This window comes from Novosphingobium sp. LASN5T, assembly GCF_003856955.1.
GTDB lineage: Bacteria > Pseudomonadota > Alphaproteobacteria > Sphingomonadales > Sphingomonadaceae > Novosphingobium.
The window spans coordinates 1-23,714 of sequence record NZ_RQSI01000052.1 but is presented as its reverse complement, the minus strand read 5'-3'; the positions used below and the strand labels follow the sequence as shown (position 1 = coordinate 23,714).

The following is a 23,714-nucleotide window of genomic DNA, read 5'->3' as shown; positions in this document are numbered from 1 at the left end:
GCGAGCGAACCGTCAATGGGCTGTGGGACCTGATCGGCAAGCTCGTCGATATCTTCCAGCCTGCCGAATGTGCCAATTACTTCAAATCTTGCGGATATGAGCCGGAATGAATGGAAACCGCTCTAATGAAAGGGGGCGGCGGTGACCGGCGTGAAGATACCGGCCACCGCCACAAGCGGCGCGCGTCGTCAGTACTTTACGCGCACGTCGAGCAGGAACGAGCGCGGCGGCAGGAAGTTGAACTGGTCGTCCACGCCATAGGTCTTGCCATTCGAGATCGCCGTGATCGCGCGGCTGTTGAACACGTTGGAAACGTTCACGCCGATGCGGAAGCGCGAACCGATTTCCTGGCTGATCGCGAAATCGCCCACGCTGTAGGGCTTGATGCGGTAGTTGCGTGGCCCCGAGCCGCTGTATTCGCTGGCGTATTGCGGGCCGGTGTACTTCTGCGTGAACGAAACCCGCAGGCCGTTGTGGTTGTAGAAGAAGCCGGCGGCGGCTGTCGAGAACGGCGCCTTGGCCACCTGCGCGCCGGTGGTCACGCTGTGCGCGTAGTTGTACGATCCGTTGGCGAACAGCGTCAGCCCGCGCACCGGCATCACGCTGACCTGCCCTTCCACGCCCTTGTAGCGGACCTGCCCGATGTTCACGAGCGCGTTGGTCGGCGCGCCGGCGGAGGTGTCGCTGGCGATCTTGTTGTTCACGTCGATGATATAGCCGTCGACGTCGATCGAAACCTTCTCGCCGTGCCAGACGGTGCCGACCTGATAGTTGGTCGAGGTCTGCGGCTTCAGCGCGGCGAGGTTCTGCTGCTGGATCGCCTGGTTGGTCGCGCTGTCGGACGCGGTGTAGAAGCTCGACAGGTCGGGCACGTACATGCCCTGCGCGTACTGGCCATAGAACGACCAGTTCGGGCGCACCATCCAGTTGACCGTGGCGAAGGGCAGCACCTTGGTCCAGGTCGCCGACGTATCGATGGGCGTGCGCGACTTCTGGTTGACGCTTGCCGTGATCGAGCGGTTGAAGTGGACGTACTTCACGCCCGGCGTGATCGCCAGCGCCTCGAACGGGCGGAACTCGAACTCGCCGAAAAGCTGGTACTGGTTCCAGTCGGAATGCTGGAGATAACCGACGTTGGCGATCGAGATCGGAGGCAGGCTGGCCTTGGCGGCGGTGCCGTCGGCGAACTTCTCGTTGTAGCTCGGCAGGCCCGTGGTCCGGTCCAGGTCGAGCAGATGGCGATCGGTGGCGGCGTGCTCGAACCAGCCGCCAAGGCGGATCTTGCCCATCGAGAAGTCGTAGTTGATCTGGCCGATGTAGCCCAGCACCCGGTACTTGTTGAGCTTGTCGTATCCGAGAATATCGGTCGCGGCTGAGGGTGCGGTTACCGCCTTGTAGGGTGAGGTTGCCGTGCCCGCACCCGCGAAACCGGTCACCACGCTGCCGGTGTTCCCCGAGAGCGTGTTGTTGGTGTACCCGTACATATAGGCACGGTTGTCCATCGAGAACCCGCTGCCCAGATCGCTCTGCAGGCGGATGTACGAGAAGTCCGTCGTCTTGTCGGTGCGGTTGTACCTCCAGTAGTCCTGCTTGGTCGGATCGTTGCCGAGACCATAGTTCCGGCCATATTGGCCGATCTGCGAGGCGGCCGTGCAGTTGTCGGCGGTAAGCTGGGTTCCGGCCGGCAAGGCTGTGCCGCCGGTGCCACAGGTCGCGCCCTTCAGCACGTCGGACTGGTAGTAGTAATTGCGGTTCCAGGTCGAAAGCAGCGTCAGCGTGTTCGAGGACCCGATCGGGACCACCGCCTTGGCGAACAGGTTCTTCGACTGGACCGGCGAATAGGTCAGCGCGCCGTCGGACTGGAGGTACTGGCCGCCAAGCATGAACTTGGCGCCACCCAGCTTGTCGATCGCGCCCGACTGGAACTCGGCGCGGCCGATGAACGTGTTCCAGTTGCCGATCAGGCCTTCGACCTGCCCGCCCATCTGGTCCTTCACCGCGCGCGAATACATGTTGATGTTGCCGCCGTAGGTCGCCTGGCCGAGCTGGCTGGCGTTGCCGGGGCCGCGATCGACCACCACCGTCTCGATCGTGGTCGAAGGGAAGAACGCGGTCGAATGGTGGGTGGGGTTGTTGGTGTCGGCAAACGGGATCGAGTCATAGGTGACGTTGTAGTCGCCATCCTGGAAACCGCGGATCGTCGCCTTGGTCTCGCTGAAGCCGGCGCCGTTGCTGCTGCCGCTGATCGAGACGCTGGGCGTGATCGCGATCAGTTCGTTGAAGTCCGCCGTCGGAGAGACGGTGCTGTCGATGTATTCGCGGCCCACGGCGGCCTGCGGCTGCGTGGTCGTCAGCGACGCGGTGATCTGCGCGGCCTCCGCCGCTTTCGAGCCGATCACGATGATGTCGGAGGAGGTCAGCGACTGGCGGTCGTTGGCCTGCCCGGCCTGGTTGGCGCTGGTGGACTGCTCGCCCTCCGCCGCACCCGCGGCCGCTGCGTCGGCGTCGGCGGTTTCGGCGGCGGTTTCAGCAGCACGGGCCGCCGCCGGCAGCGTTGCGGTGAGCAGGCTCGTCGCGGCCAGCAGCGCCGCGCGGTGGTAGGTCTTGGTCATGATGCCCTCATGGTTCGGAACGGATGGATCGACCGCTGGCGCGGTCAGTGCGTGAAAAGTTCGGCGCGCGCGGCGGCGATGCGCGCGGCAAGCCGTGGATCGGCAAGGAGCCTTTCGGCGACGAGCGTGCCGACGACATGGCCGGCTTCGAGATCGGACAGATAGTGGACGCCGCAGACCGCGCGGCTCATCGCGTAATCGTCCGCGCGGGCGAGGATCGCGGGCGCGCGGTCCGGCATCAGGCGCACCAGCGTCCAGGCCAGCGCATAGCCGATGCTGGCATGGCCGCTGGGATAGGAGCGCGGGGCCGCCGTCGCGTCCTTCTTCCCGCAATGCGGCAGGGTAGGGTCGGCGCCGTAGGGGCGCAGGCGGGCGAAATGATCCTTCGCCACGACCACCACGCCTTCGGTCTCCTCGGTCACGATGTCGAGCAGCGCGGCCGTCTGCGGTAGCGTGGCGAGATCGCGGCCGACCACCGCGTTATAGGCGGAAGCGTTCTCGTGTGCGCCATCCCAGCGCGCCTGTTCGAGTCGTTCGGGGCTGGCCGCCGCGATGATCCGGCGCACTTCATCCAGTTCGCGCTTCTCGCGTGCCGATCCCGCCACCGGGGGCGGGGGCAGCAGGCGTTCGGGCACGAAGGCCGATGGGTCGAGGTAATGCGTCGCCTCCGCCGTCGCGCCGGCGGGAGCACAGGGTGCAAGAAGGAAGGCCGCGAATGCAGCCAGAACGCGCCTGGTGGCCGGCATTGGAATGTTCCCTCGTCGCGCCCCGGTCCGGATCGAACCGCAGGCCACGAGAGGGGCGCTAGGCGGGGTCCATGACGGAAAGGTGACAGGCAGCGAGTCGCGCGCCACAAAACCGTCAACATTGCAAATTTAGAATGTAGCGTTCAGGCGGCCGGGACCGCCTCTGGAAGGGCGGGCAGGCGAATGCGGACCTTCAGGCCCGGCGCGTTGTCCGCCAGTTCCAGCGACCCTTGATGGAACCGCACGATCGCTCGCGTGATCGCAAGGCCCAGTCCGCTGCCACGGCGCAGCCCGGACCCCTTGCCCCGCTCGAACGGCAGCAGCACGCGATCGCGCTCGCCTTCGGCCAGGCCCGGACCGTCATCGTCGATCGCGATCAGGGCGGATTCGCCAGCCTGTTCCAGCGACAGCGTCGCGCGCGTGCCGGCGGGGGTGTGCGTGACCACGTTCTCCAGCAGGTTGACGATCATCTGGTTGAACAGGTCCGCATCCCCGCGCACCCGCACCGGTTCGAGCCGGCCGAGTTCCAGCGCGCAGCCGGCATCGGCGATGACCGGCTCCATCGTTTCGGCGATGTCTTCCAGCATGTCGCGCAGCGGCAGGTCGCGCACGGCAGAGGGGTGGCGCCCCGTCTCGATCTCGGCGAGCCGGAGCAGGGCATCGAAGATGGTGATGATCGAGGCGCATTCGCGTTCGGCGCGTTCGAGCAGGCGCACCCGGTCGGCCTCCGCCGTTTCCGCCGTCAGCAACCCGCGCAGCCGCGTTAGCGGCGTGCGCAGGTCATGCGCGAGATGGCTGGAGAACTGGCGCTGCGCATTGACCATGTCCTCCATTCGGTCGAGCATCCGGTTGAGGCTTTCCGCCTGCACCGCGAACATCCCGTCGAGCCGGTCGGACGGAATGCGACGGGTGAGGTCGCCCTGCGCGATGGCGTCCGCCGCCGCCTGCGTTTCCGCCAGACGCCGGGCGGTCAGGCGCGCGAACAGGATCGTGGCGGCAAGCCCCACCAGCAGGGCGGAAACGAAGATCGCGGCGACCACCGAAGGCAGCAGGGCGCGCAGGCTCGCGGCGGCCTCGCTGTGCTGGACCACCACGAACAGGCTGCCATCGGGCCGGCGGGTGGCGAGCGCACGCCCTTTTTGCGGTTTCTTGCCGCCGCCCATGAAGGTGACGTCCGAATAGCCCGGTTGCGGCGCGGCCAGGTCCAGCCTTCCCGCCACGAGCCGGCCGGCGGCATCGTAGAACAGGTAGGTCCTCTCGCTCAGCATCTTGCGCCGCTGCCATTCCTGGATGCGGGCGATGACATCGGCATCGGTTGCCGGCCCCGTGGCGACGGGGCGCAGGAACTTGGTGACGTGAACCTGCAAGGCATCGTCGATGCGCTGGGCGATCCGTTCCTCCGCCACCAGGAAAACGATCACGCCCATGGCGAGCATGGCCAGTGCGAACGCCACGCCGAACTGGATGGCGAGCCTTCCCGGTCCGGGTGCGCGCCGGGCGGGCGATGCGATCACCGGCACCGCTCCGAACGCAGCACGTATCCCGAGCCGCGCAGCGTGTCGATCGGATCGCAACCCAGTTCCTCCAGCCGCGCGCGCAGCCGGCTCATGTTGCTTTCCACGATGTTGGTGGTGGGCGTGAAGGCATAGCCCCACACGCTTTCGAGCAGCATCCCCCGCGTCACCAGCCGGTCGGCGCAGCGCATCAGGTGGGCAAGGAGCGAGAACTGCTTGCGGTTGAGTTCGATGGTGCGGTCAAGGAACAGCACCGAATGGCTGCTGGGGTCCAGCTTCAGCCTGCCGACCGCCAGCCCCGTGTCGGAAGGGGGCGTCGGCGCGGCGCGGCGGGTCACGGCGTTGAGGCGCGCCACCAGTTCGTCCATGTCGAACGGCTTGGCCAGATAGTCGTCGGCGCCGGCGGCGAGGCCTTCGATGCGGTCCTTCACGGTGCCCAAGGCGCTGAGCATGACCACCGGGGGCAACCTGCGTTCGGCGCGCAGCCGCGCCAGCACCTCGATGCCGCTGATGCCCGGCAGCAACCGGTCGAGAACCATGCCCGAAAAGCGCTGGCGCTCGATCGCCGCGAGCGCGTCCTCGCCCGAGGCAACCCGCTCGGGTCGGTAGCCCAGCGTGCCCAGGCAGGCCGTGATGTGATCGGCAATCACGGCATCGTCTTCCACCACCAGCACACGCACGGCCGCCTCCTGTTTTCGGAAGGCTTTTGCGATGGAGATGTGACTGTTGTGAGACGGAGTGGCGAAATCCCGTGCGCGTCAGCGCAGTTGCAGCCCCTGTTCCAGCACGGGGACGAGCCAGCCAAGGAAGGCCCGCAGCCGGTGCGAAAGCTGACGGCGGTGCGGATAGACCAGAGAGACTGGCAACGGTTCGGCTCGGTGTTCCGGCATTACTTCGATCAACCTCCCCCCGGCGATGTGGTCCACAACGTCATAGGCGGGGATCTGGATCAGTCCCAACCCGGCCAGCGCGCCGGCGATCAGCGCTTCGGCGCTGTTGACGGTGAGCCGGGCGCGCAGGGAACGAGTCAGGACCTGCCCGTTATCGATCCACTCCCACGGCTCCACCCGTCCGGTGGTGGGGGAGGCGTAGGCAACGGCATGATGCCGGTCGAGATCCGACGGGGTTTCGGGCGTGCCGTGCGCGGCAAGATAGCCGGGGCTGGCGACGTTGATGAGTTCCAGTTCGCCCAGCCGCCGCGCGATCAGGCCGGAATCGGCGAGTGGCCCCACGCGCAGCGCGCAATCGATGCCATCTTCCACCAGGTCCACCGCGCGATCGCGCACGCCGAGTTCGATGTCGATGCCGGGATAGGCGGCTAGAAATCCGGGCAGCGCCGGCGCCACGATCAGCCGGCCCACGCGCCCCGGCAGATCGACGCGGATGCGCCCGGACGGCGTCGCGCCGGCCTGGCGGAACAGCCCCTCGGTCTCCTCGAAATCGGCAAGCAGGTTTTGTGCGCGGGCATAGAACGCCTCGCCATCGGCGGTCAGCGCGACGCGCCGTGTCGTCCGGTTGAGCAGGCGCGTGCCAAGCCGGGCCTCAAGCTCCTGAATGGCCGCCGACACCGAGGAGCGTGGGAGGCCCAGCGTGTGCGCGGCGTGCGTGAAGCTGCCGGCCTCGGCCACGCGCGTAAAAATACGGAAGAGATCGACGCGATCCATTGTTCGTCAATTCTGGCTAATAATGCCAGGATTACAAGCTTTATCCCGCAGTTTCCGCAAGTATCACAGGGCCATGCATCATGCATGCGAACATTGACGTGGGAGACCAGAATGACGGACCATTCGATCAAGGGAAAAACGGCCATCATCGCCGGAGGCGGCAAGAACCTGGGTGGCCTTATTGCCCGTGATCTTGCCGCGCAGGGCGCGCGGGCGATCGTTGTCCATTACAACAGCGCGGAGACCGCCGGGGCCGCGCGCGAAACCGTGGCGGCCGTGGAAGCGGCGGGCGCGCAGGCCCTCGCTATCCGGGCCGATCTTACTACGGCGGGCGCGGTCGAAAAGCTGTTCGCGGACGCCGTCGCGGCGTTCGGCCGGCCCGACATCGCGATCAACACCGTCGGCAAGGTGCTGAAGAAGCCGGTGCTGGACATCAGCGAGGCGGAATACGACGCGATGAGCGCGATCAACGCCAAGTCCGCGTTCTTCTTCATCAAGGAGGCGGGCCGCGCGCTCAACGATCACGGCAAGATCGTCACGCTGGTCACCTCGCTGCTCGGCGCGTTCACGCCGTTCTATTCGACTTATGCGGGCACCAAGGCGCCGGTCGAACACTTCACCCGTGCGGCGGCCAAGGAATTTGGCGAACGCGGCATTTCGGTCAACGCGGTCGGTCCCGGCCCGATGGACACGCCGTTCTTCTATGGCCAGGAAAGCGCCGATGCGCAGGCCTATCACAAGAGCGCGGCGGCGCTTTCGCCCTTCACCGACACCGGCCTCACCGACATCCGGGACATTGTGCCGCACATCCGCTTCCTCGTTTCGGACGGCTGGTGGATGACGGGGCAGACCATCCTGGTGAACGGCGGATACACCACCAAGTAGCGCGATGGGCCCGCAGCCGGGGCCATGGGCGCCCGGCTGCGGCACGATCCCTTAACGCGCTTCGATCCGTTTCAGGAACTGATCGAGCGGGCACAATCCCTTGATCTCTCGCGCTTCGCAGCCCTCTATCGGCAGGATCGATGCCGAAGGAGGCGATCCGGCCGTCAGTGGCGCGGCGCTGCGAATCTGTGAAAGCGATTGCGAGCGATAGCGCACCCGCACCAACAGCGCGCCATCGGCCGCCCGCAACCGTTCCAGCACCAGCGCGCCGCCGGGGGAGGGGTCGTCGGCGGCAAGGCCGGGCACCTGCCAGTGGACGTCCAGCAGCCCGCCGAGATTGGCGACGTTGGTATCGTGTCCCGAAATCGTCGTGACGCGGGCTTCGCCCGTCAGCCCTTCGCGCACGATCGGCGCCAGCCCGGCGAAGTTCGCCGAGGCGACATAGCGGGGACGGGCAAGCAGCCGGAATTCGAGCGCGTGAAACGCCGAAAGGCGGCCGATGTCGGCGGCGCTGGCACCGCCCCAGCCAACCTGGGGCAGCGGCTTGCCTTCGGCATATTCGAGCGGCAGGATCTGCGCCGCCGTCGATGCCCGGTCGAGCGCGCCGGTCAACTTGGGGCGTCCATTGGCCTTTGCCGGCACCAGCGCGGCCGGTTGCGAGGATACGCCACAGGCTGCCCGGCGCGCGCCGCACAGGATCGCGTCCAGGCGGGCCAGCAGGGGGCGGTAGGCGGCGGCGATCGCGCCGATGCCATCGGGGGCGGTAGTCGCCCGCACGGCAGCGTCCGCTTGCGTGGAATCGTAGGGCGAAAGGCCAGCTTCGATCGCGTTGAACCGCGGGTCCGGTTCATCGTGTGGCTTGTGGTCGATCGCCAGCGCGCGTCCGGGCGCGAGCGCGTCGCCCCAGCTTTGAGCCGTGGCGATCGTGCGCTGGTCAGCGCCCGCTAATTGGAGCCTCAGGCGTGCCCTGAGCGCAATGGTTCAAGGCTCGACAAATTGCTTTCCAAAGTGATGGGCAAGGACGGTCGCATGTGCCGCGCTGATCGCCACGCCCGTGATGGTTGTCTCCGCAATCCCGTCTGAGGCTCTATCGAAGAGGGCGAAGCAGCGCCGATTGTCGAACCTGGATGTATAGAGGATCCCGTCCGCGCCAGTTGTCGAGTGGATTTCCGCGCTGAGTGCCCAGGTTCGCAGATAATCGGCGCCGTGTAGATCGGTGAAGGACAGCCCATGCGCGGAGACACGGGCATCGAACAGAGGATAGAGCTTGAGTGCCCTGGTCGTTACCAGCTCACTTCGCACTCGAGTTTCGACGATGGAGGAAAGCACGTAGAGGGTTTCTGGCGTTCGCACGATCGTTTCGCCGAATGCCGTTTCAAGGGTTCGCGCAACATAGAGGACTTTGAAGCTGCCATCTGGCGCGTCGTACCGAAAATGCGGTGCATCGCCGACTGGCCCGAAGAACAGGGCACTATGCTTTGGGCGGTGAATGCGATGAAGGCGAACGCCTGCATCAATGCGGCTTAACCGAACGGATGCCACTGACGATCAGGCCGCCCAGCTTGCGGTCAGACTTGCGAGGCGCTTCAGGACGCCGGGCTCAGGCCGTTTGGTGAGCTTCTGAAAGACAGTCTCGGGATGCGATCCGAACCCTTCGAGCGGCGTGGTAAGCATCATCAACTGCTCCCAAGGGTTCATGTCCGCAAAGCCCTCCAGCACCGCCTTGAGGCCGGGCAGCACTTCACCATTGGCAAATTGGGCAGCGGGGTAGCGGATTTCCGTCCCATAAGGGACGCCGAGTATCCGTTTGCGCTGACGTTGCTTGTCGATCGCTGCGGCCGAGACGCCGAGCATCTCTGCCACATGAGTGCGGTCGAACATGCCGCCGGCACGCTCTGCCATCTCCTCCCGAAAGTGGCCGGTCCTTTCGCGCGCAGCCTTGAGAGCCTCAAGATCGGCAGGCGATTCCGGCGCTATGTCTCGCGGGGCGACCACCAGCGCGTGTCTTAAGTCGTGCGAACCCACGATATCGGCCAGCGTATCGTCGCTTGCTGACTCCACAGCCTTGGCAATGGCCAGGGTAAGTTTCTCCAAGGCCTTTCGACGGAGCGTATCGGTTGCCGACATGATCGGATGAGCCGACGATCGGCGACCCGTTCGGGCGAGGGAAGCATTGCTGGCCATCTGCGTCCTTTCTGTCTCGACAATAGGGATGCGGACAAAAAAGACAAGGTGGAATGCCGATTTTTCGACGACGATTGGTGCCGGTTGTGCTATCAGCAGTTTGAAAGGAAGTCCCGATGGACGAAGCCATCGATCACCAGGAACAGGGAGGCCGCGGACCAAATTCGCAGCTGTCTGCTTGGCTTTGGAAGCCGTGGTACGCAAAGCTCTGGTGGGCAACCATTCCTGTCTGGTGGGCGGGCATGGCGGTATCGACCCAGATAGATCTATTAGCTTCTTTCTACCGTGGCGGGATTGCCGGGTATCTGAATATTCTCTTCTTTCCGATGACCGCGCTCATGGTGCTCGGCGTCGGATACGTTCGCGAACGCCTTGATGGCTTCGTCGGGCGAGCCGACGGTCTGCCACTCTCTGATGAAGAAGCAGAGACTTCCTTTGCTGAGCACAGCAGACGTGACCTAGCGCGGACGATGGAAAGGTGGCGCGCGCAGTCGAACCCTATGGACCCACGCTCTGGCTCCCTGTGGATCGGCAACCCGATGAACCCGAACAATCCGGGGTACATCGACCCCAATCGCAGGAAGCATCATTAGCGCTTTTTGAAGCTGCTATCGCCGTCACCGGGACTTCCCTTGATGTCCGTCGAGAAGCTCCCTTTCGACAGCACAGAATTCTGCTCCAGTGAAGTGAGTGGACCGGTGGCGTCGAAGGTGGCGCGTCCGTCGTCCGCGTCCTGCAGATAACGATTGCGCATGCCCTCGGGCCCGAGAATGCGGTCAGAGAGCGTGCGGGAGAATGCCGCCGCGGGATTCTCCGATCGAGCTGCTGCTCGCTCTGCAACGGCAATGGACTCCCGGACTTCGTAATTGACGATATCCATTGTCGATTGCGCATGTTCTGTAGTGCTGCCCATATCCTGGCTGTTGAAGCCGATACCGGCCGAAGCCTGACCGGCTCCTGTCCGGCCCTTTCGTTGCCATTCGGAGCTCGAATTTTGCCTTCTTCCCCCCGACACAGGAGCGCCTCCGCTTGGTCCGTTGCCATCAGAAATCTCCACCGAGCGTCCCACCCCGACGTCAATAGTCGTGCCCATTGTCGTTTGATCCTGGGCGGAGCGCGAAAGCGTCCTTTGCCATCCCGTCTGGGCCATGATTGCTTGGACGTCACGCTGGAGCGTATCAGCAACTTGCGGTTTGAGGCGCCAATCACCCTTTCGGTCCATTTCGAACCCGCCGCGCAGCCAATTCGCAAGCATGGCCTGGCCGTCGGCACCGCCGCCCATGAAATGCTCGATTGTGTCGGGACCAGCCTGCTTGCCGGCCTCGAACCGGGTGCTGGTGTCGCTGCGCGCCGATCGGCTGAAATCCGTTCCGCTGGAGACCAGCAGGTCATTGTGCGCAAAGCTGAAGCGGGCATGGCCGCCATTGGCTATCGCGCCAAGCTGGCTCTCGTTGATGAGGCCGGCCTTCCACATGGCGGCCGCAGTCGCAGGAGTGAGGTTGAGACCCAGATCGCCATTCTGATCCATGGCGAGCTGACGCTTCGAGAGCTTGATGCCATGTTCCGCGAGCAAACCCTGCATGCGGGTGAGACGCTCCCGGTCGACAATCGAGGTCAGACGCTCGTTGCGCGCGCGATCAGCGATACCTGCTGCGCCGCCTTCCGCCATATCGACCTGGTTTCCGGCCGTTCGGCTGAGTGCCTGGATGAAGCTGTCGAGCCGCGCAGCGTCACGCGTCGAGACACCGGCCGCCGCCGCGCCCTCGGCAAACCCGAAATTCTCGGACTGCCGGCGCTGCTCGCCGATCCGCGCCGCGCTGCGCGTACTTGCAGTGCCAACCTCACGCTGTGCGTCGAGTTTGCCCGACCGCTCGGCGAAGTCATAGCCGGCAGCCTCGCGGGTGCGGCCATAGATGCTCGTGCCTTCGCGGCCGGCTTCTGCGGTCGCGCCATCTGCCGTCCCGAGCTGCGTGGCGGCGCTGTAGCGTTCAACGGCTGCCACCACCTGGGCTTCGTTCCTGCCGGTGGCGCGAGCAAGCTGGCTGACGGCGGTGCTGCGCGCCTCACCCGAGAGTGCGTTGATGAACCCGACCCGGCGCCCGGTCTCATCGACCGAAAGCCCGAGCATTGACGCCGCTTCGCGCTGGCCCTGGTTACTGCCGCTGCGCCAGCCTTGCTCGGTCGCGACATTGGCGCGCTCGACGCTGGTGACATTGTCGCCGGCATAGTCGCGGCGCCCCTCCATTGCGCCGACCTGGACCTGCGCGGAGGTGAGGTCGTTGCGCAGCAATTGCTCCTGATCGTAGGTGTTGGCGATCAACTTGGCGAAAGTCGGGTCGGCCTGGGCCTCACCGATTACGCCCGAGGCCTTCAGCTGAGCATCGGCCGGTGAATATCCGGCCCGCTCAAAGTGCCGCGTCGCCCCCTGCAGCATCATGTCATAGGCTCGGCCATCGCCAAAGGCGCGCCACTGGACGAGGTTTTGGCTGAAAGCGGCGAACGCCTTTTCGCCAGCTTCGCCCTGGCCGAAATAACCAGTACCCAGACCTCTGAGTGCATCCTTCTCGGCAAACTGATGGATGGCCGTCGTGGCCGCGTTGGCCTGAACGGCGCGCGCGACTGCCGGATCGGCCAGATCGCGGCCTCCCAGCGCAGGGGCGAGGCTACCTAGTTGGCGTGAGCCCTCGATCCCGCCTAGCGCGAAGGCGGTCCCGCCCGGTGTTCCCGGGCGCTCACCGAGGATGTGGCCGGCCTCGCCATAGGTGCGGTTGGCGTTGAAGTTCGAACGCTCCCCGAAATCTCCGAAGCTCGACGCTGCCGCCGCGCGGGAGCGGGTGCCCATCGCAGACGCCTGCGCCTCGAGCCCGGAGGACCGCCCTTCGACGGTGCCCATCGGAGCCGCAGCCGCCGTAGCCTGGCTAGCGATCCCAAGCGAACCAGAGGTAAGGGACGTGAACACATTGCCGCTGAAGCGGAACACGGTGAACACGAAGGCGCCGGCGAGGCCTGCCGCCGCCGTGCGGAAGCTGCCGAAGATCGCGAGCGCCTTCATGGCGGCGGAGGGTGCGAGCAACCAGGCGTTGGCCGCCAGCGCGTTTGAGCGGAGTTCAGCCAGCGTGGCGGTCGCGCGTCCTAGGGTCAGTTGGTAGATGCCCGCGTCGATCACGCCCCAGAGTGCCACGAAGACGAACATGCCGAGCGCGAAGCTCGCGACGCGCAGATTGATCGGCGTCAGGATGAACAGCAGCGCGATCGGAATCATGAAGAGCATGATCCCGAACACCGTCGCGCGGATCGTCGGCATCCACTCGTTCGCGACCGACATGGTGGCGAGGCCATTGGAGATGACCGCACGGTTGGCCATGACCCTGGCCGCGCTTGCCGGAGAGTCCTCGAACAGCACATCGCCAACGGTGTTGCCAAGGAGGATGTGGGTCAGGAAAGCCTGCGCGCTGAGCGGCCGTCCGAGCATCATCTGGCCCATCTCGCCAAGCTGCTGCCGGCAGCGCTGCATCTGCTGGGCATTGCCAGTGTCATAGCCCGTCCGCGCGCAGATCTGATTGGTGTACGTGTCGAACAGCGCGGGGTCGGACAGGCGATCCGAGATATGCGTCCAGGCATCTGTGCAGCTCACCGTCGTGCCGCCCTTGTCGGCTTCGGTGTAGACGGTCGAGAAGGTGGCGGGGCCGGCCATCGCCGCGAACGAGGCCGGCAGATCGGTCGAGGTCCGGAACAGCTGATCGTCATCGACGCCGTAAGCGGCCGATACACGCGCGACCGGATAACATTGACGGACATAATCCTTGATCGTCGCGTCGAGGAAGACGTCGGTCATGGGCCCGCGCGGCGAAACGGCGTTGAGGAACAGGTCGAAGCTGTGGCCGCCGGCCCCGAACTCGATCTTGGCGTTGGGGTCGAGCGTGTTGTCGTCGATCGTCTCGACCATCGCGCGCTCGATCATGTTGGTGGCGCCGGCAACCAGGACGAGGAGGTTCGGGACGCCGCCGACCGGCTGATAGGCGTTGCGCACCCGGTCATAGACATGGACGGTGCCGGTCGTAGCGATCAGCCCGACGAAAAGTCCCACGCCGACCAGGATCTGGAAGCCAAAGGCGACGAGGCCCATGCCGGTCCCACGGACACTGGCGATGATCGCGCCAAGACCGATCCCGACGGTCGCGACGATCATCACCAGAGTCTCGTAGCGCGGATCGCCGAAGATCATCGAGACGAGGCGGAAGGCATCGACCGTTTCGGCGAACCCGTCATAGGTGTGAAAGCTGGTCTCGACCGCCAGCGCGGGCGACGCGAGCATCAGGGCGGGAAGGGCGGCAAAGAGCCTCAGGAGCCTGCGCATGGGCGTTCGATCCTACTGGTTGCGGGCAGCCGCGCCGGCAGCGTCGCGTGCATCGCGATCGCGCTCGCGCAGGAGGTCGGCGTAGCTGGTGGAAAGGTTCGCCTGATTGAGGGCGGCCATGTAGCTCTGGCGCATCTGTGCGCGCTGCCGCAGCACCTCGTCCCTCAGGTCGCGTAGCTGTTCAATTCCCTTGGAGAGGATTCGGGTCTGGCAGACGTTCTTGTTGTTTCCGTCGGCCGAGCCCGCGACGGTCGCGCCGCGCTCGGCATTGGTGACCGTAAAATCGATCGTCCGCGTAAGGTCGTTCAGCATCTGATAGGCGAGGGTGAGGGCCACCAGTTCGTCGGTGTCGGCGATGACGGAGTCGACGACGCCCTGGCGCACGCCCCATTCCAGCATGCGATAGACCGGCAGGGTGCGGACATTGGCGACGAACTGCTTTTCGTCGGCCGATAGCGCCGCCCGCGTCCGGATCTTGGTAGCGATCGACTGCATGCGCTCGCGGGCGAGGACGAGGGCGCCGCGCCCGGATCCGTCCTGGCCGCAGTCCGCGCGGGTCGGCGGGAAATTGAGCGTCCGGCGCTGGACCCGGCCGGTCAGGAAGTCCTGCGCGCTCTCTGTATCCTGCGCGGGACATTGCGGGATCGCCGTGAACAGGGGCACGCGGTCGCCATCGTCCCAGCGCATATAGACATCGCCAACCCGGGCACGCATGACACTTGCCCAGTCGCCCGCGCCGACCCGTGAGGCAGCGTGCGACAGCAGCGAGCCGGTACGGAAGATCTCGGTCACTTCCCCCGGGCAGTTGGCGAGCGCGTCCTTGAGATCCTCGGTCGGATTGTTGTTGTTCGCCTCGATCTTCTCGCGGCTCTGCTGGTAGCTCTTGGCGAAGCCCTGCTTGACTGAGCGGTAGCCGGTCATCTCCTCGATGATCCCGGACATATTGTCGTCGCCCTTGGCGATCTGGACCATGCGATTGGCGAGGCGGCAATCGTTGACCTGGATCGAGTTCAGGAAGTTGGTCGCCGCTTCCATCTTCGAAATGATGTTGCCCATCTTTTCGTCAAGTGTTTCAAGGAGATACTGAAACGCGACTGCGGGCGCGGCCTGTAGAATGCTCTCGAGCTTCTGGACGAGATAGTCGGGATCGAGAAAGCTCATTCCGCCTAAGAACATGTCGATGCCGCCGCAGCCGGCACGAACCTTGGGCAGGCTCACCGACATCAGATAATCGTTATGGACGTCGACACGGCCGGACATGCCGCCCGCCGTCACATAGCCGCGGGTCTGGTCCTCGAAGCTACCGGGCGAGGTATAGGTGACATTGTCGAACCAGCTTTCCGCCCAGCTCTGCGCATGGGCGGGCGCAGCGGAGAACAGCGTGGCGACAAAGAGGGCGATTAGCGCGCGGAGCGCTGCACGAGGCCTGACAGACATGGCGGACTCCGGACAATCGAGGGTGAGGGGGGAAAGGCTGAGGCCGCCATCGCTCAGCGCCTTCCGGTTCGGGTTGCCGGCAGCCCCACGATGCCGGTGAACTTGGACATGGCCCGGACGCCGACGGCGGGTCTCACGCCCGTCAGCATTTTCGCGGCCAGATAGAGGTTGCGAGCGAGATTGGGTGCATGATCGGTCCCGATCGCCACGGGTATGACCCGGCTATCGTCCGAGACCGGCCGCACCCATGCAACGGGATGCCCGACCCACGGAAGACCGAGGCGCCCCGACCGGATCATGGCTTCCTGTGCGCTGATCGTGCGAACCTGCCAGCCGTAGCGCACGCCGAGCGCCGTCAGCTTGGTCCAGAGATCGCCACATGGCACGCAGCCGGGCGTTGTCGTCATTTCGATGACGAAGGCTGCGCCCTGGCCTCTCAACGTGGCGGTAAAGTCATCCGGAAATTCGCGTGTCAGTGGAACCCGCGAAAGCCAGGCCTGCATCGTCTTTGCGTCGCCGACCGGATGGATAGCCGCTCGCATCGCGTCCTCTCGGCTGACGGTCTGAGCGGATGCGGAGCCCATGCCGATGACCAGACCGGGGATGCCAAGGAGAATGAGGGCGCGCATCACGGTTTGCCTCCTATCGAGGCGTCGACCAGGTCGCCGCCGAGGGCACGGGGGTCGGTCGCGGACACCGGGCCATTGCCCAGCGCATCGAAGAAGCCGGCATCTTCGCCCGGCCCGGTCATGAACTGCTCGGGCCGGATGTCACCCCGCAGCAGGCGCACCGCCTGATAGGCCATTTGCGCGAGGTTAGGGTATGCCTCGACGCCCGTGGCTATGATCATGCGCTGCTGGCTGCCGCGTCGGATCAGCATCGTCGTGGGGGTGATCTCCACCCCGAAGCGCGCGCTGAGGTCCGGCCGCTTGTCGAGGTCGAGAAGCGTGACCTGCCAGCCCATCTCTTCCTGGAACCGCTCGATGATCGGCCACTGCACCCGGCAATAGCCACAGGACGAACGCGAGAACATGACGAGCGCAAATTCGTTGGCCTGCGCGCGGAGGTAGGACCGGCGGATCGCATCCTTCTCCGCCGACATCTCGGATCGGGCATCGCCGACCATCGGGTTTGCGGATTTCGAGTTGAGCTCGGGATGCTGAAGCATCGCGATCTGCGTCACGCCGGCGAATGCGCGTGCCTTACGCCGCGCGAAATCCTGGAGCCGCCAGAAATCGGCAACCGCATCGACCGTCAGCACGGTCGCCGCATAGTCGCGCTGCGCCTCGATAAGCTTGCGGATCTTCGGCGGTGTCCAGGTGGCCAGCTCGGCCATCGGCGGGATAACGGGCTTTGTCAGTTCGTCCGGCTCGGCTTTCTCTTCGGCCTTTGGCTTGGGTACCTCGTACCACCAATAGCCCTGGCGCTGCCCTTGGCTCTGGTTGCCCGTCTGAGCACTGAGCGGAGCCGAGGCCACTACGATGCACGTCGCTGCCGCGACGATCAGCCGCCGCGCGCTCACAGTATGCGCTCCATCCGCACGAGGCTCGCGATCGGCAGCAGACCGAAATAGCGACTGTCGAACCCGCGCGGGTGGGGCGAGCCGACATAGGCCATGCCGGCGGGAATGATCCCGCTCCACGTCATATGGGTGAGCTTCAGTCCATTATGGGCCTGAGGCAGGCTCACGCCGAGCAGCGTCCCGTTGCAGTAATAGTGACCGTCCCAGCTGTTCGAGACGAGCGGCGAGGGGGTCTCGAACATGGTCAGCCGATCGCCGGGCAGGCACAGCGCATGCTTGGTGACGGAGACCGGCTTTGGCCCGGCGATCGGGTGATGCAACGTGAACATCACATAGTCGCCGCGGGCAATCGGTCCCGGGCTCTTGCGCACGGCGAAGGCCTCGATCGACGGGGACATGACCAGCGTCACCTGCGGCATCACCAGCGCCGCGAGCAGCGCCAGTGGCACCACCACCAGCATGGCGCGCCAGAGGCGGTCCGGCCGGGCGTGTTGATCGGCGCCGGGGGCGCCCAGCGCCATCGCTGCCTTGCGCGGCAGACGGCGCAGACGCGGCCAGAGACCGGCAATCGACCTAGCGAGCAACCAGAAGAGCCTGAGCATGGGCAACCTCCTCTTTCCCGCCGAGGCGGGCATATTCTTCGAGCATTCCGGAAAGCGCGCTGTCGCCGAAGACGACGTGGGCTGCGCGGGGGCTGTCGTCGTCGCGCTCGCAATAGGCCTGGGTGGGATCGCCCGGGATCATCGCGAGTGCGGGAACCTGGGCGATACCGTGCTGGCGGAAGACAATCGGATCGACGATCAGCTGGACGTCGCGCATCACGCAGTTCGGTCCCTCGCAATCGGACTCGAGCCGGAGGATCTGCGCGGTCAGCTTCGCCATGGGGCCCATCCTTTTGAGACCGCCCGGCACGCCGCGAAAGGCCATCACCCCGTGCACCCGCTCGAGCTGAACTGCATAGCTGCGCAGCGTCGGGATCGGCATGGACGAGGAAACGAAGAGCACCGGCACCCAGCCTTTTGCCGCAACGGCCGGCGCGGCCTTGGCAAGCGCCTGTTCCTCGGCGGGTTCGAGCCCGAGAGCCTGGCGGAGCGCCTTGGCCTGTCGCTCGCGCTCGGCGGCAAGGCTGGCCTCGCCCTTGGCCTGTGCGGCACGGGCCCGTGCCTCCATCTCCGGCATCGACGTCCGGCCCCTCAAGGCTTCGAAGGCGCGCCGACGATCGGCGGGGTTGTCGGTGCGCGGCAGTCGCGGATCCGGCGCGCGTCCAGCGGCGTCCTCGCCGCTCTTTATCGCGCGTCCGAGCCGGTCCATGACCGTCTGGCCTTGATCGGTAGTAGATTGCCGGGCGTTGCCTGAAGGGGCATCACGCGTGGCATCCTGCGCAAGCGCGGCGGTTGCCGCACCCACAGCCAAGATAAGCGCCGCGTTACGGATTGACGGCTTTGAGATACGCATTGACGCGCTCCCCCATGTCTTGTCGGATGTCGGATTGGGCGCGGGCCTCGATGTCGGCGTAATATTCCGAGAGATCGATCTTGCTGAAGTCGAGCGCCTGGAACTCTTCCGGTGTGAACCCCCGGCACATTGGCTTTTTGGCCGTGCCCCAGAGATTGCCGTTGAAAGCCTTGAGCTGCGGTCGACCCTGCTCCTGGATGATCCGGCCGAGCTTCGTGTTGAAGCAGCAGTTGCCGCGGGCTTTCTGCAGGCAAAGCCCGAGGAAACTCGAGGTGCAGTAGCTGCCGATCTCATGGCACATGCCCGACGAGCGGAGCATGGCGGCTTCCATGTCTTGGCTGTCGCAACCGGCGAACAGGAACTCCATCATGAAATTGATGGCGAGGCTGACCGCGAGCGAGGTTGGGTCGAGCCCCACGATCAGCGCATGGGCGCCGGCACTCGCCGCCTCGCTTGCCGTGGCGCCCGCCTTGAAGGCGACATAGGCCGCCTTCATTCCGGTGAATACGCCCTTGGCGACCGCAATCTTGGTGCCGATCGAGCCGATAGACGAGCCCATGCCGTCCTTGACGATCTTGCCCTTATCCTTGCAGCAATTGGAAAAGGTGGTCGAAAGCCCGGGAGGCCGGCAACGCATGCCACGCCCTGAGAAGATCTCGATCTGCCCGAGGCAGTTGCCGTCAGCGTCGATGGCGCCATTGGGCTCGGTGCCCGGATCATCCATCGGCGGCTCTTCGACGATCGGGTTGGTCGCAAGGTCGGCGCACTGATTGGGCGAGCAGGCGGGTGGCCCGCCGGTGCTCTTCACGACGCACGCGTACTGGGCGCCGACTGGGCAGCTATATTGCCCAACAGCATCCGCCACGCAGTCGACCTGCTGGATCGGGCAGAGCCAGGCGCCGCTGGTCGTGGCGAGGCAGCTCGCCTGCTCGCCTTCGTCCGCCGCATCGCCATTGTTGTTGAGGTCCGCTGCACAGATTTGCTGCGCGCTGGCGATGCTCGGGCAGGCGACGGTCAGCCCCATGCCGAGCACCAGTCCAAGCGCGGCGCCGCGAAGATCCAGGCGCCGGCGCCTCTTTGTGGCGAAGCCGATCATTGCACGCTCCCCGTGCAGACCATGTCCGCGCCGGCGAGGCGAACCGTCTGCATCATCACGACAGCTTCGGGAAAATCATCAAGGCAGCCGCATGCCTGAACCACTTCCTCGCCCGGCCCTGCGGGACAGTGATTCCCGGCGGTGCAGGCGTGGAAGAAGGTGTCGTAGCCGGTGGGCACGTTCTGCTTGGCGCCGACCACGCCATCGGGTGCGGCGTCGCTGTTCGCCTTGGGCGCCCGCGTCTTGCACACGGGCTCGCATGCCGGCACCGAGCCACGATCGGGCAGGCTGAAGGGGCGCGTGGTGCTGGCAAAGCTGCCATCGCTCTGTCGCGACCGGTCGGCCAACATCGTCTCGGTCGAATGGTCGATGATGTAGGTGCCGCGGCTCGTGTCGGGCCTGGCGACATCATCGACCGAACAGCGATAGGTGCGATCCTTGAGGAAGAAGTCGCGGGTGAGGTCGGTGGGGCAGGCGGGGCCGCCGAGAATGCGGGTCTGGGGCAGGGGCTTCAGGCCCGTGGCGACGCCATTGATTCAGGTCTGGACGCCGTCGACCAGCTCGGTGTCGAGCTTGCATTGCGGGTCCGACGCGGTCGAACCACATCCGTCGACCAGCTGCTCCAGCGTCTTGCAGCTATTGTCGACATCGACATGAAACTGCGCAAAGCCTTCGCCGCCTTCAGCGACCGCGACGCGAAGCCAGACCTCGTGATCGCCGGCGGTGAGCCAGGGCTTCAGATCGAGATTGGGAAAGGCATAGAAGGTCTTCTTGAGCTCGCATTTCGAAGGCGGCAGACCCGTCGACGTCCAGGGTGAGGGCCCCGATCCGACCAGCTGCCCATCGATGCGGACCTGTCCCCAGTCGTCGGCAAAGAATTCGGTGAGGCGCGCGTCAACGATCCGATCGGGATCGGTAACATGCAACGCCATCCGGAAATCGATGAGCGTGCAACTCCCGCCGGCCAGGCTGTTGTCCGCGGGCGAGCCCATCAGAAAATCGAACGAGGATCCGTTCTGAATCGTCGAATAGCCGCCCGAGGTCCGGCTGATGATTTCTTCGGCGGCAGGCTTGAGCACCGTCACCCGCCGCTCGATCGTGCAATGCCGGTACTGGAGCGATGTGCCCGTTCCGATCGCGGACCCCTTGAGCGCCTGGAACACGCCACTGCCCGTCGAGGCCGCGTAGGCGTCGGAGGCGATGGTCGCGGGATTGGAGCGATAGGCGGTCTGGGGCAGGCCGGGATTGGATGAGCAGGCGGTCGAATGCGCGCCGACATAGCGGATGGCGGGACCGTCGATCACCGCCTCGGCCACACCGTAACGCGGATCGGCGGTCGTCAGCGCGCCGATCATGCCGCCGCCCAGATCGCGCAGCACCGAGGGCATATTGCCCCAGGCGAGATTGGCGCCGCAGCTGTTGTTGATGCAGTAGCAGCCGGCGAGCCTGGGCATGTCCACCGCCGTCAGCGTCAGGGCTCGTCGCTCATCGACATCCCAGCGGTAGAAGCTGCAGCCATTCCAGCTGCCGGGCTGGCAGGACACCACGCCATTGGCGCAGATCCCCGACACCGGAACCGGCAGCTTGGAGGTGCTGTCGACCGTCCCGTCGAGATCGGTATCGCGGGCGATGGTGACCGTGCCGAGATCACCCGTGCCGGAAGGCTGGACCAGCACCTCGAGCATCGTCGCCGTCTTCTGGCACGCGATATTCGGCGCAAAGGTCCGGCTGTTGTCGACGGTTGAGATCGACTGGCCCGCGAGCGCTGGCGTCACATAATTCTGCTGGAGCGCATCGCTGTCGCTTGTCTTGGCGCGCGAGGCATTCGCAGCCGCCCGCGCTCGATCCTCCATGGACTGGGCCGCGGCGACCGATGCCAGAGGACGGGCCAGCGCGACCGCTACGATGGAACAGGCGGAGAGGATACGCTTGTTCCCTCGAGGGGGCATTGCGGCCGCGCTGGCCGGGGGTGGAGCGACGCCGCCAGGGAGGCGCGGCAGCGCCGCTCCGGTCCCACGCAGCGGCCCTCGACCGTAGCGGCCTTGGCGGACAGACCTCCGGAATGGACGGCCGTCTTGCGCGGGAACAGGGGGATGCGTGTCTGTCATGGCACCGGTATCCCGGCGCAGCAGATCACCTTCTCGAAGAGCATGAACTGGGCATTGTCCTTGCCCGGGGCATGTTTGGCCGAGGACCAGAGTGAACCAGGCCTGCCGATATTGACGCACTTGCCGCCCTTCACGGGCTCCATGATCTGGAGCTTGTAGCGCGACTTGGTCCAGACGGGCTGGGGCACGAACGAGCAACCGTCGGCCGAGCTGATGGTGAGCGCGCCCAGGCGACCCATCATGAAGACACCGCGTGCGGCAAGCCCCGCCCAGGCCTCGACACTGTCGTCGAAATGGATGTCGCCGGCGATCGGATAGGTCGCGCCCCAGCTCCCCATGCACCAGAAGAGCGGGTCGATGACCTTGCCGGCGGCCGCCGCCGCGCTGTCGCCCATGCAGGCGAGGCCGGCGGCGGGGTTTCCGAACAAGATACCTTCGGGCTGGATGATCGCGCCCAGCGTACCCGACTGCCAGGTCGGCAGCACCTCGGTCATCATGGCGACATCGAAGCCATCATTTTCGAGGCATGGCAGGTCCGTGAACATGTCGAGCATCGCCCAGACCGGCGCAATGTAATAGTGCATCTGCGCGAACACCTTCCGGGTGTTCGTCCCGTCAGAAATCGACGACTGGCTGCCCTGCAGCTTGCCGCCGGTCGGCATGAGATCGGCGCCGAGTGCCATCATGCACCCCGGTTCGGTCACGACATCGACCATGCGGTTCGGCGACCAGTAGGACACCTTGACCCCGAACCAGAACTGGAGGCCCTTGCGGCAGGCGCAAAGCGGCTTCGAAGAGGATTGCGCGTCGAGCGCCTTGTCGAGCTTGTCGAAGCTCCCCACCCGGATGCCGCCGATCGTGATCGGGAAGATGCAGGTCCAGCGCACCTTGGTGATGGGGTTGAAGACGGTGCCCGCCTCGCACTTGGAGGCGTGGGCCTGGCCCGGAAGAGCAAGCGTCATCACGAGACCGATCAGCAGTCCGACCATGAACACGGGGAGACGGCCGATCATCGCGCGGCCCTTTTCGATGCGGTCGAGATCGCCCGGCTCTTGGGCCCGTATTCGGTCAGCACGAGGCGCGTGCCCGACTGCTCGACGATGACCGGCGCCACCGTCAGCCCGAGCCGCTGCTTGACCCGTTCCTCGAGAATGTAGATCGGCCGCCCGGTCTTTTCGGACAGGTCGATCGCATCGCCATTCTGACTGCCGAGCGCCGAGAGCAGGATGAAGTCGCTGGATCGTGCGTTGTGGAGCGCCCAGCCAAGGTCGCGCGGGTGCACGACGACGAGGCGCTGCGGCAGCTTCACATAAGTCAGGGGATTGAAGGTGAAGCCCTTGGGGTAGAGCGTCTTCCCGTCGGGTAGCGTGATGTCGAAGTCGAGCGTGTAGAAGGGGACGACGCTGCGCACACGGTCCGCGCTGGCGATCCCGAGCGGTGCGGCCTTGAGTGCGCTCCAGCTGTTCCGCGGGCCGAACGCCTTGCCCATTTCGCTGGGCAGCGTCGCAACCTTGGCTTCGATCTCGGCCAGAGCGTCGGGCTCGGCGATCGGCCATGTCCGGCCGATCGTGCTGCGAGAGGCGATCGAGCCGGTGGGAGTGGCGAGCGCCATCGTGCCGGCCGCTGCCAAGGCACTGCCACCGGCCAGAATGGAGAGGATGGCCACGATGGGGCCGCGGCGAATCCCGCCGACAAGACTACCGCCCATGACGCTGCCTCCAATGCGCTTCAGGCGGCTCGGGAATGCCGATCAGGGCGGCGAGGAAGGCCGCGGCAGCCAGGGGCGTGAGGATCCAGATCAGCAGGCCATTCTCCGAGCCGAGCGAGGGCGACATCAGCAGGAGCCCGCTCTGGACGAGCAGCAGCAGGAAGCCGCTTATCGTGAGCCGGATCGCCGAGGGCGACGGGGTTGACGAGGTGAGCCCGTTCATCGCCGCCTCCACCGCCGCAGGCGGCTCATCAGCTTCGCGGAGCCGGCCGAAAGACTGAGCAGCAGTAGACCAGTCGCATATGTGGACGGCTCCCTCTTGCAAGGGCTGAACGGAAAATTTGATCGGATCGCTTGCTTCCATATGTCCGGCCTTTCGGTGCGGTCGCACGTGACCGCTGGCCAAGATGGTTTCCGCGGTGTGTG

Annotated in this window: 20 protein-coding genes and 2 pseudogenes; 3 read left to right on the top strand and 19 right to left on the bottom strand. The window is 65.5% G+C overall.

Annotation, left to right across the window (positions count from 1 at the left end; genetic code table 11):
* Positions 1–110, top strand: a pseudogene (locus tag EH199_RS21095) (IS630 family transposase); the annotation flags it as partial.
* A 78-nt stretch (positions 111–188) separates the two neighbouring features.
* On the opposite strand, the gene EH199_RS21090 reads toward EH199_RS21095, so the two are convergent.
* The 5 genes from EH199_RS21090 to EH199_RS21070 form a co-directional block, all read right to left on the bottom strand.
* On the bottom strand, positions 189–2,612 hold the full coding sequence (locus EH199_RS21090; protein ID WP_124811100.1) for a TonB-dependent receptor: 2,424 nt from the start codon (positions 2,610–2,612) through the stop codon (positions 189–191).
* A gap of 44 nt (positions 2,613–2,656) precedes the next feature.
* A complete protein-coding gene (locus EH199_RS21085) occupies positions 2,657–3,358 on the bottom strand; it encodes a phosphatase PAP2 family protein (protein ID WP_124811099.1) in 702 nt (233 codons plus the stop codon).
* A 143-nt stretch (positions 3,359–3,501) separates the two neighbouring features.
* Positions 3,502–4,872 (bottom strand): HAMP domain-containing sensor histidine kinase, encoded by a 1,371-nt coding sequence (locus tag EH199_RS21080; protein WP_223806829.1) that lies wholly within the window; start codon positions 4,870–4,872, stop codon positions 3,502–3,504.
* Positions 4,869–5,552: a response regulator transcription factor gene (locus EH199_RS21075; RefSeq protein WP_124811098.1), complete on the bottom strand. Its 684-nt coding sequence runs from the start codon at positions 5,550–5,552 to the stop codon at positions 4,869–4,871. Before EH199_RS21075 ends, EH199_RS21080 begins: the two co-directional genes overlap by 4 nt.
* Positions 5,553–5,630: 78 nt before the next feature.
* Positions 5,631–6,536: a LysR family transcriptional regulator gene (locus EH199_RS21070; protein WP_124811097.1), complete on the bottom strand. Its 906-nt coding sequence runs from the start codon at positions 6,534–6,536 to the stop codon at positions 5,631–5,633.
* A gap of 111 nt (positions 6,537–6,647) precedes the next feature.
* Here EH199_RS21070 and EH199_RS21065 point away from each other — a divergent pair, with 111 nt between their 5' ends.
* The gene (locus tag EH199_RS21065) at positions 6,648–7,421 is read left to right on the top strand and encodes an SDR family oxidoreductase (RefSeq protein ID WP_124811096.1); all 774 of its coding nucleotides are present in this window, start codon (positions 6,648–6,650) and stop codon (positions 7,419–7,421) included.
* 51 nt (positions 7,422–7,472) lie between these two features.
* On the opposite strand, the gene EH199_RS21060 is transcribed toward EH199_RS21065, so the two are convergent.
* From EH199_RS21060 to EH199_RS21050, 3 genes are all read right to left on the bottom strand, one after another.
* On the bottom strand, positions 7,473–8,198 hold the full coding sequence (locus EH199_RS21060) for a hypothetical protein (RefSeq protein ID WP_124811095.1): 726 nt from the start codon (positions 8,196–8,198) through the stop codon (positions 7,473–7,475).
* A gap of 204 nt (positions 8,199–8,402) precedes the next feature.
* The gene (locus tag EH199_RS21055) at positions 8,403–8,963 is read right to left on the bottom strand and encodes an RES family NAD+ phosphorylase (RefSeq protein ID WP_124811094.1); all 561 of its coding nucleotides are present in this window, start codon (positions 8,961–8,963) and stop codon (positions 8,403–8,405) included.
* 6 nt (positions 8,964–8,969) lie between these two features.
* Positions 8,970–9,605 (bottom strand): hypothetical protein, encoded by a 636-nt coding sequence (locus EH199_RS21050; protein ID WP_124811093.1) that lies wholly within the window; start codon positions 9,603–9,605, stop codon positions 8,970–8,972.
* 116 nt (positions 9,606–9,721) lie between these two features.
* Between EH199_RS21050 and EH199_RS21045 the strand changes: the two genes are divergently transcribed.
* Positions 9,722–10,198, top strand: coding sequence for a hypothetical protein (locus tag EH199_RS21045; protein ID WP_124811092.1), 477 nt, complete (start codon positions 9,722–9,724; stop codon positions 10,196–10,198).
* Here the strand turns inward: EH199_RS21045 and EH199_RS21040 are convergent.
* The 11 genes and pseudogenes from EH199_RS21040 to EH199_RS24825 all read right to left on the bottom strand — a co-directional run.
* Positions 10,195–13,962, bottom strand: coding sequence for a conjugal transfer protein TraG N-terminal domain-containing protein (locus EH199_RS21040; protein ID WP_124811091.1), 3,768 nt, complete (start codon positions 13,960–13,962; stop codon positions 10,195–10,197). The genes EH199_RS21045 and EH199_RS21040 overlap by 4 nt on opposite strands.
* 12 nt (positions 13,963–13,974) lie before the next feature.
* A complete protein-coding gene (locus EH199_RS21035; protein WP_124811090.1) occupies positions 13,975–15,399 on the bottom strand; it encodes a conjugal transfer protein TraH in 1,425 nt (474 codons plus the stop codon).
* 53 nt (positions 15,400–15,452) lie between these two features.
* Complete coding sequence (locus EH199_RS21030; protein WP_124811101.1) at positions 15,453–16,028, bottom strand: hypothetical protein; 576 nt, start codon at positions 16,026–16,028, stop codon at positions 15,453–15,455.
* Positions 16,028–16,921 carry a conjugal transfer protein TraF gene (locus tag EH199_RS21025; RefSeq protein WP_124811089.1) on the bottom strand — a complete coding sequence of 298 codons (894 nt, stop codon included), beginning with the start codon at positions 16,919–16,921 and terminating at the stop codon, positions 16,028–16,030. The genes EH199_RS21030 and EH199_RS21025 overlap by 1 nt, the downstream gene beginning before the upstream one ends.
* Positions 16,918–17,523 (bottom strand): S26 family signal peptidase, encoded by a 606-nt coding sequence (locus EH199_RS21020; RefSeq protein ID WP_124811088.1) that lies wholly within the window; start codon positions 17,521–17,523, stop codon positions 16,918–16,920. Before EH199_RS21020 ends, EH199_RS21025 begins: the two co-directional genes overlap by 4 nt.
* The gene (locus EH199_RS21015) at positions 17,495–18,376 is read right to left on the bottom strand and encodes a type-F conjugative transfer system pilin assembly protein TrbC (RefSeq protein WP_124811087.1); all 882 of its coding nucleotides are present in this window, start codon (positions 18,374–18,376) and stop codon (positions 17,495–17,497) included. The genes EH199_RS21020 and EH199_RS21015 overlap by 29 nt, the downstream gene beginning before the upstream one ends.
* Positions 18,348–19,472: a conjugal transfer protein TraN gene (gene traN, locus EH199_RS21010; protein ID WP_124811086.1), complete on the bottom strand. Its 1,125-nt coding sequence runs from the start codon at positions 19,470–19,472 to the stop codon at positions 18,348–18,350. Before traN ends, EH199_RS21015 begins: the two co-directional genes overlap by 29 nt.
* Positions 19,469–21,325: pseudogene (locus EH199_RS21005) on the bottom strand (hypothetical protein). The gene traN and the pseudogene EH199_RS21005 overlap by 4 nt, the downstream one beginning before the upstream one ends.
* 251 nt (positions 21,326–21,576) lie before the next feature.
* Positions 21,577–22,593 carry a TraU family protein gene (locus EH199_RS21000; protein ID WP_124811085.1) on the bottom strand — a complete coding sequence of 339 codons (1,017 nt, stop codon included), beginning with the start codon at positions 22,591–22,593 and terminating at the stop codon, positions 21,577–21,579.
* Positions 22,590–23,288 (bottom strand): conjugal transfer protein TraW, encoded by a 699-nt coding sequence (locus tag EH199_RS20995; protein WP_124811084.1) that lies wholly within the window; start codon positions 23,286–23,288, stop codon positions 22,590–22,592. Before EH199_RS20995 ends, EH199_RS21000 begins: the two co-directional genes overlap by 4 nt.
* The coding region (locus EH199_RS24825; protein WP_223806828.1) for a hypothetical protein at positions 23,278–23,714 on the bottom strand (437 nt) is incomplete at its 5' end. The genes EH199_RS24825 and EH199_RS20995, both read right to left, overlap by 11 nt.

Coding starts and splice junctions, on each gene's coding strand:
- EH199_RS21085 (WP_124811099.1), bottom strand. CDS start 3,358: ATGCCGGCCACCAGGCGCGTTCTGGCTGCATTCGCGGCCTTCCTTCTT.
- EH199_RS21020 (WP_124811088.1), bottom strand. CDS start 17,523: ATGCTCAGGCTCTTCTGGTTGCTCGCTAGGTCGATTGCCGGTCTCTGG.
- EH199_RS21035 (WP_124811090.1), bottom strand. CDS start 15,399: ATGTCTGTCAGGCCTCGTGCAGCGCTCCGCGCGCTAATCGCCCTCTTT.
- EH199_RS21040 (WP_124811091.1), bottom strand. CDS start 13,962: ATGCGCAGGCTCCTGAGGCTCTTTGCCGCCCTTCCCGCCCTGATGCTC.
- EH199_RS20995 (WP_124811084.1), bottom strand. CDS start 23,288: ATGGGCGGTAGTCTTGTCGGCGGGATTCGCCGCGGCCCCATCGTGGCC.
- EH199_RS21000 (WP_124811085.1), bottom strand. CDS start 22,593: ATGATCGGCCGTCTCCCCGTGTTCATGGTCGGACTGCTGATCGGTCTC.
- EH199_RS21070 (WP_124811097.1), bottom strand. CDS start 6,536: ATGGATCGCGTCGATCTCTTCCGTATTTTTACGCGCGTGGCCGAGGCC.
- EH199_RS21015 (WP_124811087.1), bottom strand. CDS start 18,376: ATGCGTATCTCAAAGCCGTCAATCCGTAACGCGGCGCTTATCTTGGCT.
- traN (WP_124811086.1), bottom strand. CDS start 19,472: ATGATCGGCTTCGCCACAAAGAGGCGCCGGCGCCTGGATCTTCGCGGC.
- EH199_RS21065 (WP_124811096.1), top strand. CDS start 6,648: ATGACGGACCATTCGATCAAGGGAAAAACGGCCATCATCGCCGGAGGC.
- EH199_RS21090 (WP_124811100.1), bottom strand. CDS start 2,612: ATGACCAAGACCTACCACCGCGCGGCGCTGCTGGCCGCGACGAGCCTG.
- EH199_RS21030 (WP_124811101.1), bottom strand. CDS start 16,028: ATGCGCGCCCTCATTCTCCTTGGCATCCCCGGTCTGGTCATCGGCATG.
- EH199_RS21050 (WP_124811093.1), bottom strand. CDS start 9,605: ATGGCCAGCAATGCTTCCCTCGCCCGAACGGGTCGCCGATCGTCGGCT.
- EH199_RS21045 (WP_124811092.1), top strand. CDS start 9,722: ATGGACGAAGCCATCGATCACCAGGAACAGGGAGGCCGCGGACCAAAT.